At 41.0% G+C, this 12,849-nt stretch carries 19 protein-coding genes and 1 tRNA gene; 6 read left to right on the top strand and 14 right to left on the bottom strand.

Annotated features, from left to right (window positions below):
* Positions 1-20: 20 nt before the first annotated feature.
* From JMN17_RS02520 to sinR, 3 genes are all read left to right on the top strand, one after another.
* A complete protein-coding gene (locus JMN17_RS02520; protein WP_202327201.1) occupies positions 21-815 on the top strand; it encodes a YqhG family protein in 795 nt (264 codons plus the stop codon).
* Positions 816-998: 183 nt separating this feature from the next.
* The gene (sinI, locus tag JMN17_RS02515) at positions 999-1,172 is read left to right on the top strand and encodes an anti-repressor SinI (protein WP_087990694.1); all 174 of its coding nucleotides are present in this window, start codon (positions 999-1,001) and stop codon (positions 1,170-1,172) included.
* A 33-nt stretch (positions 1,173-1,205) separates the two neighbouring features.
* Positions 1,206-1,541, top strand: a complete 336-nt coding sequence (gene sinR, locus JMN17_RS02510) for a transcriptional regulator SinR (protein WP_003226345.1) — start codon at positions 1,206-1,208, stop codon at positions 1,539-1,541.
* Between the two features lie 91 nt (positions 1,542-1,632).
* On the opposite strand, the gene tasA is transcribed toward sinR, so the two are convergent.
* The 3 genes from tasA to tapA all read right to left on the bottom strand — a co-directional run bounded on the left by tasA (position 1,633) and on the right by tapA (position 3,798).
* The gene (gene tasA, locus JMN17_RS02505) at positions 1,633-2,418 is read right to left on the bottom strand and encodes a biofilm matrix protein TasA (protein ID WP_087990695.1); all 786 of its coding nucleotides are present in this window, start codon (positions 2,416-2,418) and stop codon (positions 1,633-1,635) included.
* Positions 2,419-2,480: 62 nt separating this feature from the next.
* Entirely contained in the window at positions 2,481-3,053 is a 573-nt protein-coding gene (sipW, locus tag JMN17_RS02500) for a signal peptidase I SipW (RefSeq protein ID WP_202327721.1), read from the bottom strand.
* A complete protein-coding gene (gene tapA / locus JMN17_RS02495; RefSeq protein WP_202327199.1) occupies positions 3,037-3,798 on the bottom strand; it encodes an amyloid fiber anchoring/assembly protein TapA in 762 nt (253 codons plus the stop codon). The genes sipW and tapA overlap by 17 nt, the downstream gene beginning before the upstream one ends.
* A 261-nt stretch (positions 3,799-4,059) precedes the next feature.
* On the opposite strand from tapA, the gene JMN17_RS02490 reads away from it, so the two are divergent.
* Positions 4,060-4,389: a YqzG/YhdC family protein gene (locus JMN17_RS02490; RefSeq protein ID WP_202327720.1), complete on the top strand. Its 330-nt coding sequence runs from the start codon at positions 4,060-4,062 to the stop codon at positions 4,387-4,389.
* Positions 4,390-4,432: 43 nt separating this feature from the next.
* Here the strand turns inward: JMN17_RS02490 and JMN17_RS02485 are convergent, their stop codons facing one another.
* The 10 genes from JMN17_RS02485 to JMN17_RS02440 all read right to left on the bottom strand — a co-directional run bounded on the left by JMN17_RS02485 (position 4,433) and on the right by JMN17_RS02440 (position 10,263).
* A complete protein-coding gene (locus JMN17_RS02485) occupies positions 4,433-4,612 on the bottom strand; it encodes a YqzE family protein (protein WP_087990697.1) in 180 nt (59 codons plus the stop codon).
* 68 nt (positions 4,613-4,680) lie between these two features.
* A complete protein-coding gene (gene comGG, locus JMN17_RS02480; protein WP_202327198.1) occupies positions 4,681-5,055 on the bottom strand; it encodes a competence type IV pilus minor pilin ComGG in 375 nt (124 codons plus the stop codon).
* Positions 5,056-5,463, bottom strand: a complete 408-nt coding sequence (gene comGF / locus JMN17_RS02475; protein WP_284690388.1) for a competence type IV pilus minor pilin ComGF — start codon at positions 5,461-5,463, stop codon at positions 5,056-5,058.
* Between the two features lies 1 nt (position 5,464).
* Positions 5,465-5,812: a competence type IV pilus minor pilin ComGE gene (gene comGE / locus JMN17_RS02470; RefSeq protein ID WP_087990700.1), complete on the bottom strand. Its 348-nt coding sequence runs from the start codon at positions 5,810-5,812 to the stop codon at positions 5,465-5,467.
* Entirely contained in the window at positions 5,796-6,227 is a 432-nt protein-coding gene (gene comGD, locus JMN17_RS02465) for a competence type IV pilus minor pilin ComGD (RefSeq protein ID WP_087990701.1), read from the bottom strand. The genes comGE and comGD overlap by 17 nt, the downstream gene beginning before the upstream one ends.
* Positions 6,217-6,513 (bottom strand): comG operon protein ComGC, encoded by a 297-nt coding sequence (comGC, locus tag JMN17_RS02460; protein ID WP_087990702.1) that lies wholly within the window; start codon positions 6,511-6,513, stop codon positions 6,217-6,219. Before comGC ends, comGD begins: the two co-directional genes overlap by 11 nt.
* A 13-nt stretch (positions 6,514-6,526) precedes the next feature.
* On the bottom strand, positions 6,527-7,564 hold the full coding sequence (gene comGB, locus JMN17_RS02455; RefSeq protein WP_202327196.1) for a competence type IV pilus assembly protein ComGB: 1,038 nt from the start codon (positions 7,562-7,564) through the stop codon (positions 6,527-6,529).
* A complete protein-coding gene (gene comGA / locus JMN17_RS02450) occupies positions 7,551-8,621 on the bottom strand; it encodes a competence protein ComGA (protein ID WP_087990704.1) in 1,071 nt (356 codons plus the stop codon). Before comGA ends, comGB begins: the two co-directional genes overlap by 14 nt.
* Before the next feature lie 215 nt (positions 8,622-8,836).
* Positions 8,837-9,247 (bottom strand): CBS domain-containing protein, encoded by a 411-nt coding sequence (locus tag JMN17_RS02445; RefSeq protein WP_087990705.1) that lies wholly within the window; start codon positions 9,245-9,247, stop codon positions 8,837-8,839.
* Between the two features lie 62 nt (positions 9,248-9,309).
* Positions 9,310-10,263 (bottom strand): magnesium transporter CorA family protein, encoded by a 954-nt coding sequence (locus JMN17_RS02440; RefSeq protein ID WP_202327194.1) that lies wholly within the window; start codon positions 10,261-10,263, stop codon positions 9,310-9,312.
* Between the two features lie 143 nt (positions 10,264-10,406).
* On the opposite strand from JMN17_RS02440, the gene JMN17_RS02435 reads away from it, so the two are divergent.
* Positions 10,407-11,735 (top strand): hemolysin family protein, encoded by a 1,329-nt coding sequence (locus tag JMN17_RS02435; RefSeq protein WP_087990707.1) that lies wholly within the window; start codon positions 10,407-10,409, stop codon positions 11,733-11,735.
* A 59-nt stretch (positions 11,736-11,794) separates the two neighbouring features.
* Here JMN17_RS02435 and JMN17_RS02430 read toward each other — a convergent pair whose 3' ends face one another.
* A complete protein-coding gene (locus JMN17_RS02430; RefSeq protein WP_087990708.1) occupies positions 11,795-12,634 on the bottom strand; it encodes an STAS domain-containing protein in 840 nt (279 codons plus the stop codon).
* Positions 12,635-12,722: 88 nt separating this feature from the next.
* Here JMN17_RS02430 and JMN17_RS02425 point away from each other — a divergent pair.
* Positions 12,723-12,793 (top strand) — tRNA-Gln (locus JMN17_RS02425).
* The last annotated feature ends 56 nt before the right edge of the window (positions 12,794-12,849 follow it).

Here is a 12,849-nt window from a genome sequence, read left to right as displayed (position 1 = left end):
CCTGTAAGGAGGTTTTATAAGTGAGACAGCAAGAGATTCACGATTTTCTGCTTCGTTTTTTTCAGGCAAACAGCTGCCCGATCGTCGATCAAGGTTCCGGCTATATGACAGTGCAGCTTACAGTTGAAATGGACAAACAGATCATGAACCGCCCTTTCTACTGGCACTGGCGCGAGAAGACAGGCGGCGATCCGAATCCAATGAAAATCACTTTTATTACAGATAAGGAAACCGCTCCAAAAGACCTAGATGGCGAATTTATTTATTTTGGGGCGCCGCGCCTCTTTCAAATTTTCAAAGCTGTTAAACAAAATGGGAGATTTACCAGAATGTATGAGAAAATTGAATCAGCCGGAGCCAAAGTCCCACTTCAGCCTTGGCTTGGTATAAATGTCACGATTTCATACCAGTCCGACATGAAAAAGGATAAGCTATTGTCACTAGGTCTTCATCTAGTCTCTGGAACCATAATTGAACATTTTCAAAGCAAGCTGACACACCTTTCATTGACGTCGCAAATATGCGACTATTGCTTCACCATATCGCCTATGATCAAACCAGCAAGCGGCCTTACGCGGATGGAAAACTATATTGCTAAATCCGCCATGCAGGAGCCGTCAGACTGGGCAGAACAGGCGGTAAATAGGTGGAAGAATGATATGTCATTGCTTGACAAGTTTTATGAGCATGTAGAAGAAAAACCAGAAGAGTATCATCTAGAAAAACAGGCGCTGAAATCCTTGTATCAACCAAAGATATTGGTGGAAATTGAAAATGGCGGATTATTTTATTTGCAAAATAATATTTCAAGCTAACTTTTTTAACATTCGACATCGTTCTCGTTTTTTTTGAAAAAATGCGATTATAATAAAGGTATACTGGAAAAAAATTCTGGCAATTTCAATGGCAAATGACTTCCAGAGACGCTGAAGGCATACAATGAGTCATGGCCGGACTGGCTGAAATACATAAACAAGTATTTTAGGAGGAGAAACTGCATGAAAAATGCAAAACAAGAGCACTTCGAATTAGATCAAGAATGGGTTAAATTGATGATGAAAGCCAAAGAGGCAAATATCAGCCCGGAAGAAATACGAAAATATTTACTTTTAAACAAAAAGTCTGCTCATCCTGGTCCGGCAGCCAGAAGTCATACCGTAAATCCTTTCTGAATGTGCTATAATATCACAAGGAAGGTGATGACATTGATTGGCCAGCGTATTAAACAATACCGAAAAGAAAAAGGCTACTCACTATCAGAACTAGCTGAAAAAGCTGGGGTAGCGAAGTCTTATTTAAGCTCAATAGAACGAAATCTACAAACGAACCCCTCCATTCAATTTCTCGAAAAAGTCTCCGCTGTTCTGGACGTCTCGGTTCATACTTTGCTCGATGAGAAACATGAAACCGAATACGATGGTCAATTAGATAGTGAATGGGAGAAATTGGTTCGCGATGCAATGACATCCGGGGTATCGAAAAAACAATTTCGTGAATTTTTAGATTATCAAAAATGGAGAAAATCTCAAAAAGAGGAGTAGTGCCCGAGCAGAGGCACTGACTCCTCTTTTGTCAATCAACATAGAAACGGCCCAGTACTCGATATACTGGGCCATGTCTTTTTTATTGCTATTAATTTTTATCCTCACTGTGCGCTTTTTCATTTTCTTTAATGTAACCGTCTTTATCAGTATGTTCCTTTTTGATTGTCAAGCCGTTCCACTGTGTCGCTTCGAATGAGAATTGAAGCTGCACTGAGTTGCCTTGATATTTATTTTGAACCATTAGCCCGTTTTCGTCTTTTGTTTTATCGTCTTTGAATTGGATCTCCATTTGGACTTGGTCAAAATCAATCGGTGTTTTTGGAATACCATCATATTCAGGAGCAGTTTTACCGTCAATAGTTGCTACATTGACTTTACCGCTTGCATGTAAGAATTTAGGGTCAATTTGTTTTTTGATTTTTTCAGCAGCTGCTGCATCATTCTTAGCGGACATCAAATACAAGTCCTTGAGGTTTGCATCATCTAAAATAATATTTTTCGGGTATCCATTGCCGCCCTCTTTTCCAACTGTCAATAGAGTCACTTCAAACTGGCTGAGAAAATCTTCTGCAGATGTATTGCTGCCGCCGTTTGCTTTAAATTCACCGTAATTCAGTGCCATTAATACTTCTTTGATCGCAAGTGAGCCGTTATTTTCAAAATGGAAGTCTTTCGTCAATTTGTCTCCCGGCTTTAGATTTGACAGGTTAACACTCGCTGAATTTTCTTTAGCAGATAAATCAAGTGTACCTGATGCAAAAGTAGCATCCGTTGATTTAATGTCGTTAAATGCTGCCCATGTTCCTCCTCCTACTAAAGCTAATCCTAATGCCGCCGAAGCCACTCCTAAACTTAATTTCTTTTTCATACCCATGGCAAACTCCCCTTTTATTGAATGATTTATATCGAAACCTGTTGCCAGGTTTACAACTGAAGTTAAGTGGACATGGTGCTGTCCTTTGTATCTGTTTCCAAATCTTTTGTCTTTCTTTCAATTTCTCTAATGGCGCTTGTGATCGTCACAAAAGCATACATCAGCAGCATCACGCCGGGAACAATCAGTAAAACAGCTGTTCCGATTGGCTGACTGGCAAAATGAAGCATATAGCCGGCATACGGAAGCTGAAAACCCGTATATTGCGCGCGGATATTTTCTTCCGATACTAGCGCTGAATCAGCTGCGGCGTTATTGTCCCCTTTTGTTTTAAATAACAAATGGCCTCCTTGCTTCGTCACGTCAACAATCCTGTGGGTGACCGCCGTATTTGCATCCTGCATAAATGTAATGACGTCACCCTTTTGGAGCTCTTTCACATCGGTGATTTCCTTGACCAATATTAAAGAACCTGTGTTGAACTCGGGCTCCATTGAACCCGAGAGAACTGATTTCAGCGTGTATCCAAACACTTCCGGCTCTCCCCCGGATGAACGTGTTGATATCACGACAAGCGTAAGTACAATAATGAGAGTAAAGATGATCACGTAGAGAATATTACTGATCATCTTCATTGCTTTTTTCATTCTCATCCCCGCTTTCCTTCACAACTGATTGAGTATCTTTTTCTTCCGTTACCGCTTCTTGAGATGCATCCTCTTTATTTGGTTTTTCTTGCACATCCTTTTGCGGTGTTTCCTTCTCCTTTTTGACGGCAGGCTTCGTTTCTTTTTTCGGGACTGTCGGTTTTTCATCGCACCTTGCAAGCGTCATTGGCTCCGACCACTCAAATGTACTGCCGTCTGCCGGATAGCCGGCCGGTTGATATACTTTAAATGCATAAATGCCGGGTTTCATTTTTTTCTTCGTCTCAATTTTATAAAGTGAATCGCCAATTTGATTGGAAATGAAGCCTTTTTCGATCACGTTCCCATCCTTTAGCGGTTTGCGGGCATTTTTCAGCTTATGAAGCTCCCACTTCCACTTTGATTTCTTCAGTTTCTCACCTGTATTTTTAAGCTCAGCAAATAAAGTGAGAGGTGAGCATACAGTACCTTTTGTATCCGTTTGATCTGACAGATGCAAATCACTTTGATCCCAACGTTTATCGTAATGGCAGTTTTTATCTGTATGCTGAAAATCTTTACATGTTTGAAGCGAAGCATTAAATGTTTCTATATCATGAAAAACAGCGCTTGTATCACCGGAAAATTGTAAGCATATCGCGGCAGTCAGACTGAAAATGACTGAAAGCTGAAAAAAAAGCAGAACTTTTAGTTTCGTCTTAGGCTTTTGCTGATTGCGGAACAATCGAAACATATCTTACCTCCTGTAAAACACTGTAACTTAATACGACAATCGTTCTCTTTAAAGAACTGCACAAATTGAGTATAGTCAACGTTTAATGGATTGAAAAACACCAAAATCGACCTTTTAGTTCGTTTAAGAGAACATTTTCGTCATCTTACTAAGTCTTACTCAGTATTGCTCATCTTTTTGAAATTTTTAGATTGTTATGTGAGAAAGTAAATGCATATCCAAGTTCGATTTGGAAATCATAAACAAGGAAAGGGTGACAGCATAATGTTCAAACAGTGTGTGATTTGTCTTTCTCTTCTCGTTTTCGGCACCCCTGCCGCTCACGCAGAAGAAGGGTCTCTTGTGACCGCCGCCCGTCACATATCTAAATGGGAAGAGCTTGCAGTAAAAGAAGCAAAAAAAAGATACCCGCTCGCACAGGTACTGTTCAAACAAAAAGTATGGGACCGCAAAAGAAAAGATGAGGCAGTGAAGCAATACCATTTAACCCTAAGAGAAGGATCAAAGGAATTCGGCGTATTTGTCACGATTTCATTCAATCCCTATAGCCAAAAGGTTAATAAAATTGCCATATTAGAAGAATATCAATAAGGTCCTCCATTTTAGAAGGACCTTATTCGCTATAGCAGTGCAATTATTTTTTTCGCTTCAGCCATAACCTGAAACCATAGGGTAAAATACCGAACCACTGCTGTGAGGCAGGTGTTTTTGTTTCTTTCCGCACCTCTTTTCGTTCTTTTCGTTCATCTTTCGGAGTATCTATATATTTGACAAATTGCTGAGTCATGTATTTGACATAATCATTTGTTTTCACGTGATCACCTCATCATTCAATTATTATGAGTGTTGGCTCACAGGACTTTTTTTATACCCTTCTTTGCTTTATTCTGTCCAGCTCAGCAGTTGTTTCTGTTTTTGATCAAACACTAGCTGTGCAGTTCTTTCTGTTCCCGACTCCGTCATGGCTTTTAAATTGATTTCTTTTTGCTCTTTTATCGATGTATCATGAATGTCATAAGAAACCTGCCCATATGTAAACTGCTGTGAACCCTTTTGGCCTTTCCGTTGCTCAAGAATATGCCGAATAGACAAAAGCGCGCCATTCTGAAGTAAATTCTCTCCTGTGTAAAACTCTTTTGTTTCCTTTTCAAACATGCAGCGTGAAATATATTGAGCAGCAGTAAAGTTCACGATCAGCAGTACAAGCGCGGATACAAAAAGAACAGCGGGATAAACAAACCCTCTCGTGCGGTACATTCACCCTCCTCCTAAATACCGATAAACCGGAAAAGCAGTTTGATACACTTTTTGATTCTCACTCTCAATTTTTAACAAAACCATTCCATTTTCAATATCGGCTTTCATGACTGTAATATGATCTAGTATCGGAACATGCCCTTTCCCATCTACCCTTTTTCTTATCATTGAATGATAGGTTTCAAAACGGATGTCTTGCCCGGAAAGATTGGTGCAAATCAATACGCTCCCATGCTCAGTTGTTTTGACTGCGCGGGACTGCTTGCACTCGTTCATCATCTGCTCCACCGAAATCATCCATTCTTGCTCTGTGAAACCGTCATATCCCTGTTGGCGCGACAAAAACAGATGGAAGATCATAGCTAACGATCCTGATATGAGTAAAAAGACAGAAAGCGAAAATAATATGTTAAGAAGCGTATAGCCAGTCTGTCCGCATAATGCTGAGGCAAAATGGTTTTTCTTTATAAGCTGCTGCTGAGATGCATACGTTTTGATCATGACCCTCCTCCTCCCACTTCAGCGCATAGATCTTATTGTTTTTTATAACCGTTTTTGAAGCATCTCTTTCACCAGTCATCATATATTTTCCAATGCTTTCATTCATTATCTGGTAGCCGGTTTCTCGTGATTCCGCCATCTTTTCATCAGCTATCAGCTTGCTCCACATGGGAACGACTGTCAGCAGCAGAAACAGCCACAGACTAAGCGCAGACATTGTTTCTATTGTAGAAAAACCTTTATTTTCTCTCCACATTGACTCTCCCGCTCCCTAAATAAACTGTTATGTCGTAAGCGTCATGTCCTTTTACTCGTATTTTTCCGCCTGTATTCGGATGCCCTTTCTCATTAAATTCCAAACGGTCTTTTAATGTCAGCGGCTCTATAGAAAGTCCTGTTGGATAGGGACGTTCAATCACCGTATTATCCATGATTAATTGATAGTCTTTTCTCTGAAAGAGAATTTTCGTTCTTTGATGACTGGACATTGCAGTCTGCTGTGCAAGCATAATATCGTTTTTCAGCTGCCATGCCGCCTGACGAACCGCTGTATTGCCATAAATAGGAGGAAGTGCGGTAAACACGGCAATCAAGAGGATAGAGGCGAGGCTTAACACAAGTAAGCTTTCTAAAAGAGTAAATCCCTCCTCCTCGTTTAATTTAATGTTCAACCTTAACTTCTCCGCCAGTGATGACAATATGCTTCCCATCTGGACAAACCGCATCCTTTTTCACATAGCCCTCTGACTGTAAATCGGCAAGGCTCGGTGTCTGTCCTTCATGATCGAGCTCATATGCAGTCATTTGTGCCTTAATCATGTTTTGCAGGCCCTCACAGCCCTTTTTCTGAATGGTTTGATTATGTTTCGTGACGTTCGGTATCGTAATTAAAAGCAAGATTGAAATAATAAAGAGCACAATTAGCATTTCAACAAGAGTGAATCCTTTCTCATTCATCGGCCTCTTCCTTTCACATTTGATTCATCATCTGATACATAGGCAAGAGCATAGACAAATACACAATTAAGATCATCGCAGCAACAAATCCATAAATCATAGGCTGAAGGATGCCTGTCCATTTCTGCGCCTTGTGTTCCAGCCGCTGCAATATGAACTGGCTGTATGTGAAAAGCTCCCTGTCTAGGCGGCCGCTCAGCTGGCCGTGAGATATGACTTTTGAAAAATCTGTTTCATAAAAAGGGCTGTCACAAATAGCGGCTTCAATAGATTCACCAGCTTTTAACCGTTCAATCACTTGCTCAGCCTCGCAGCGGTAGAAAGGGAGAAACGATTGATGTTTAAATGCATTAAGGCTGTCATAAATTGAGAGGCCTGATTTTAAAAGGCTGCTTAGCTGCAAAGAAAAAAAGTAGCTGTTAAACAGCCTGACAAGTTTTCCAACTAAAGGTATCCTGACACAAATAAGCATTTGCCGGACAGGTGACTTTTTCTTAAACACCAACCAATAATAAAGCCCGATACCTGCTGCAAAAAGAGCAGCCGAAACGACCATCAGATCACTATGCTGAAAACAAGCGAAAAGCATATCGGTTGAACGTGAGGTTTCCATATTCATCGATTGATAAATACCGGAAAACTGCGGAATGATGATGGAATGTAACATATAAAACATGACAGCGACTGTAAAGATGAGGAAAAGCGGATAGCGCAGCACCCTTTTCAGCTGGTCTGCCTGTGCGATTTTTCGTTCCAGCAGCTCTCCGCTCTGGATCATGGAAGCAGGCAATTCACCATGTGTTACAGCAAAATAACAAATACCTATGGCTTCCTTATGAAATGACAAACTCTTTAATACTTGATAAAACGGAGCCCCTTCCCTCAAATGAGTGACCGCGTCAGCCAAGTCGGCCACCTGCCTCTTATTCATCTGAAGCTCCATCAGGCGTAATCCATCCAGAAGCGTATATCCGCCCGCCATCATTTCACCAAGCCGCTTTAATAACAAGGCTTGATCCTTTAGCGGCCAAGTTTTTCTAATCTGTTTCATGATAAACCCACCGGTCATAGTTGTTTGTCGTCAAGTAGCCAAGTGCAATTCCTTTTCTGATAATTTGACGCAGTGTTTGATATTGGTAATTTGCATGATTGCCTTTTGCCTCCTGAATACACTGCTGAAGGTTTTTTCCGTAAAGCAGCTCATAAACGCTTACTCTTCTGGTGTTTCGAGACTGGTGGCAATATACCGATGAACATCTGTTTTCACAAAACGGGCAAGCTAAATCAACCAAGCGCTGAGCCGCTATCGCAATGACGGTCTGTTCGATTTCATTCATATTGATGCCGAATTCAAGCAGCCTGTAAATCGCGCCCTTCGCATCTCTCGTATGAAGGCTCGTCAGCACCAAATGCCCCGTCATCGCTGCTCGCACGGCAATTTCAGCTGTTTCCGCGTCTCTGATCTCACCTAAAATAATCATATCCGGGTCATGGCGCAAAATAGCCTTAAGCCCTGCCGAATATGTCACACCGGCTTTTTCATTCACCTGCACCTGAAGAACATCCTCGTCCCTTGTTTCAACAGGGTCTTCCAGTGTGACAATATTTCGATTAAAGTGTTTTTTTGCATATTGAACGAGAGAGTATAATGTGGTGGTCTTCCCTGAGCCAGTTGGCCCGGTAAAAATGAGCATGCCGTGAGAATGTTTTAAAAATGAGAGTAAAGTGGCTCCTGTCTTAGGAAATAACGACAGTTTATGAATTGATGGGATATTGTATTGAGGCATCACTCTGATCACGAGGCTTTCTTCATTAATAGTGGGAAGTGTTGACATTCTTAAATGAACATTTCCCTTTCCCAGTTTTAACGTAAGCGAACCATTTTGCGGCTTTCTCCTTTCCCCTATGTCCATCGCTGAGAGAAATTTAAAATGTGAAATCAGTCTTACGCACTCTTCTTTTTTCATGTTCCTTTTTTTCAGCAAGGCGTGATCTACCCGAAAATGAATGATGGCGTCCTGCTCCCTCGGCACAATGTGAATGTCAGAAGCCTTTGTTGAATACGCCTCTTCAATCAAGGTTCTGCTTATCGTTTCTATTGAATCCAATTTGATTCCCTCTCCTTTCAATGCGTATTGTAGAAAAATAAGGACTGGTAATCAAACGGAGAAAAAGTGATTTTCCGGAGATGTTATATGCCGAAAAATCAATTTCTGCTGACAGAAAAGATTGTTTCAGCTGAATGTTCCTCCTTGATTTTATTATTTTTCTTAATAAAAAAGCAGGCATGATGACCATCATGCCTGCTTTCCTCTATCTTTCATTATGCTGATTTAGAAATTTCACTTAATGCTTCTCCGGCTTTTTGGTCTGTATTTTTCTCAACGGAAAGATCGCCTAATGCAACAATACCGGCAATTCGTTCGTTTTGAAGAATCGGTAAACGGCGGATTTGGTGCTCTGCCATAAGCTGACTCGCTTCTTCAGCAGACATATCAGGGTGGCCGGATACGATGTCAGCGCTCATGATGTCTCTTGCTTTTGCATCCATCTGATTCTCAGCTAAGCATCTCGTCACAATATCCCGATCAGAAACAATCCCCTTAAGTGTGTCGTTTTCACAGATTGGAATAGAACCGACATTAGAGTCTTTCATCTGTTTCGCTAGTTCTGTGATTGAAGCGGTTGGTTCACAGCATTCTACATTCTTCGTCATAATATCTCTTATTTTCATTTCCATTCCTCCTTTACCGTGTTCTATTTATTTTTTATCCGCTGCACAAAAAATGAAACATCCTACAGTGTCTGCCTTTTTTGAGATTTCTTTTTCTTCTTTCCCTCCTGCAGCATATCTCCCGTCCAGCCTTTCTTCTTCAAATAGAGGTAGATCAGGACCGTAGACGTGCCAATCAATAAGAGCGATAAGAGATATCCGTATTTCCAATTCAGCTCAGGCATCACTGAAAAGTTCATCCCCCAGAGGGCCCCAAGTGCTGTAACCGGCGTAAAAAGCGTCGTGAAAATGGTCAGCGCTTTGAATATTTCATTTCCCCTGTGAGAGGTAATGACTTCCTCTGAATGCAGCAGACTATTAAGCTCCCCTTCAAATTCACTGATGTATGTAAACCCCCTGTCAATTTTGAGTTGTGTCCGCTGATAAACCTTTTTATCTTCATGTTGAGACAAGAAGGTTTCTTTCAATGCCATTTCAATTTTTTTAGTGTTTAGGATTAAGTTTTTCCAGATCATCAGCTCATGGTGCAAGAGATGGACACGGTTTAAAATGCTTTTGCTATTGTCGTCTTTGATTTGCCATCTGAGCTTTCTCAGCTTTACTTCAAATTCATCTAAACCGATTAGAAACGCATTCATTAACTCGCTGAGAAGGATCAAAAATCCCTCCATGGTGCTATCTGCTCTTTCCATTTGCTGGACAACTTGTTTTCCCTTAATCCCATTCAAAATCGAAAAATCAAAGTTTATTGTAAAAAAATATTGTCTGGTAATATAAAAGTGAAAAACGGTATGGTCTTTTTCCTCACCCAGCCCCTGATCATATATAATTGAGCCAAATACTGCTTCATTTTCCGTTTCAGTTGTGTCCACACGCAAAAAGTTAATATGATGGTTATTTTCAAACCACTTTTCGCATTGAGGCCAGTGAGAAAAATGGATCAGATCTCTTGCCTTATCTCTTTCCTGAGGCCCCATTTGGTACCAAAACCAATCCTTTCCCGTATGTGCCTTCATGTCAAGCTCCTCCAAACTTTTATTCTTTTGTTCTTTAATTGCCCAAGAAAGGCCTCGCTAAACCAGTCAGCCGCTTCAACACATGTTTTGTGAGCATTTTCCTGTGGTATGGAAAAAAGAAAGACATCGGAAAAGGGAGGTGCATGCCTTCCTTGGAGAAGGCAGTTGTTTTGGAATTTGTCAATTTACTAGCAGTCGCTATTCTCATTTTGTTAACAGGATTTTTTGTTGCCGCAGAATTTTCAATCGTAAAAGTGCGGCGTTCCAGAATTGATCAGCTTGTCGCAAAAGGAAAGAAAGGCGCTAAAGCAGCAAAGCATGTCATCACTCACCTTGATGAATATTTATCAGCCTGCCAGCTGGGCATCACAGTGGCAGCTTTAGGATTGGGCTGGCTGGGGGAACCGACCGTGCAAACCTTGCTTCGTCCCCTTTTTCATAAAGCAGGCTTGAATGAGTCGCTCACCCACCTTCTTTCACTTGTCATTGCCTTTTTAGCGGTGACGTATTTAAATGTCGTCATAGGGGAGCTGGCGCCAAAGAGCTTCGCCATTCAAAAAGCAGAAAGCATTACATTGATGCTTGCCAAACCGCTTATTTGGTTTTATAAAATCATGTTTCCATTCATTTGGCTGCTGAACCACTCTGCCCGGTTGATTACAGGGTTGTTTGGGCTGAAGCCGGCATCAGAGCATGAACTGGCGTATACAGAGGAAGAACTGCGGGTTCTTTTAGCTGAAAGCTATAAAAGCGGTGAAATCAGAAAAAGTGAATTAAGGTATATGGATAATATCTTCACCTTCGATAAACGAATGGCTAAGGAAATCATGGTGCCGCGAAATGAAATGGTCAGTTTGTCACTTGATGAAGACTCAATCCCAAGTCTGCAGGAAACAGTGAAGCAAACAAAATATACACGGTACCCAGTTGTAAGAGAGGATAAAGATAACGTTATGGGCGTAATCAATATGAAAGAAGTGCTGTTTTCAATGCTGGCGAAAGATTTTTCACTGAACAAGCAGCATATTGAACCTTTCATTCAGCCCGTTATCCATGTTATTGAGACAATTCCTATTTATAAATTACTGCTGAAAATGCAAAAGGAACGCACCCATATGGCGATTCTCATTGATGAATATGGCGGAACTTCCGGTTTGGTCACTGTCGAGGATATTATCGAAGAAATTGTAGGAGAAATCCGCGATGAATTTGACGAGGATGAGGTGCCTCATATCCGCGAGCTCGGAAAGAATCACTACTTATTAAATGCAAAGTTATTAATCAGCGATGTAAACAACCTGCTTGGAACAGATTTATCAGAAGCTGAAGTGGACACCTTGGGCGGCTGGTTTCTGACACAAAACATAGACGCCGAGGCTGAAAGTGTGATTGAATATGATGGCTACTCTTTTAAGGTAAAAGACATTGACAGCCATCACATTTTATTCATAGAAGTTAAAAAAGCTGAATAGCCCACGGGAGGCTGTCCAGCTTTTTTCCAGAATGAACATGGTTGTGATTGTTCAGGGTATTATGATTCTTCTATCTTAAATCCTTTATTGGCCAGGGCTTTAGCAAGACTTTGCTCGGTTTTTACATTCGAAAAATCCAGACCCAGCTTCACCACAGTTTGAGCAATTTCTGGCCTGATTCCTGAAATAATCGTCTCAATTCCGAGTAGTTTGGTGCTGTCAATCACTTTAAAAATTTGATAAGCCACCATTGTATCGACGATGGGAACGCCCGAAATATCTAAAAATAAATAGGAGAGTTTTAACGCTGAGCACTGATGCAGCACCGACTCCAAAATCGTCCTCGCTCTGTACGTATCAATTTCACCGACAAGCGGAAGAATCCCTATCCCCTCAGAGATCGGCATAATCGGCGCACTCAATTCATTAATCATTTCTTTTTGTGCGTTTAATTGTATCATCGTGACCTGGGAATATTCTTCAGTAAACACTTCGATGATCTCATCAATGGTTTGATTCAAGATCCGGCTCCACTCATAAATGTCCTGAATGCTGATTTCTTGAGAAGAGGCTTCGCTGAATGTCTGAATCCATTTAAACATGATGTGCCTGAAGGCGTTAAGTTGGCCGACACTTTCTGTTACAGTCACTTCATGAACGGCACGGTCTCTGGCGCATTGAAGAGACCATCGATTGAGCTCATCCTTTACGTCTTCTGCTTTACTAAGGGGTTTCGCCACGATGGTCACTAATGATTCATGCTGGTCTTTTAACTTTTGTTCTAATTTCTTTTGATCTTGAGCGGAATGCAGCCCACTTCCTTTTGACATGCAAGTTTCCAGCCATTGTTTGATAATATCTTCTTTGTGCTCTCTTAAATACTGATCAAGAGCTATCATCTTAATGAGCTACCTCCTGTTTTTTTGAAAAATATATGTTTCCTATGTATAATGCGTCTTCCTCAGCACATACTATGTTTACATTCGATGGGCTATAGCCAAGCGGTAAGGCAATGGACTTTGACTCCGTGATCGTTGGTTCGAATCCAGCTAGCCCAGTTTCTGAACAGGTGAAAAACCGAAGATAAGCTGATTCATAAAAATCAGCGGATCTT

Origin of the sequence: Bacillus sp. RHFS10 (assembly GCF_016757475.1) — a bacterium.
GTDB lineage: Bacteria > Bacillota > Bacilli > Bacillales > Bacillaceae > Bacillus > Bacillus subtilis_G.
Note: the sequence above shows the minus strand (reverse complement) of the source record. Positions and strands in the feature narration are given on the sequence as shown.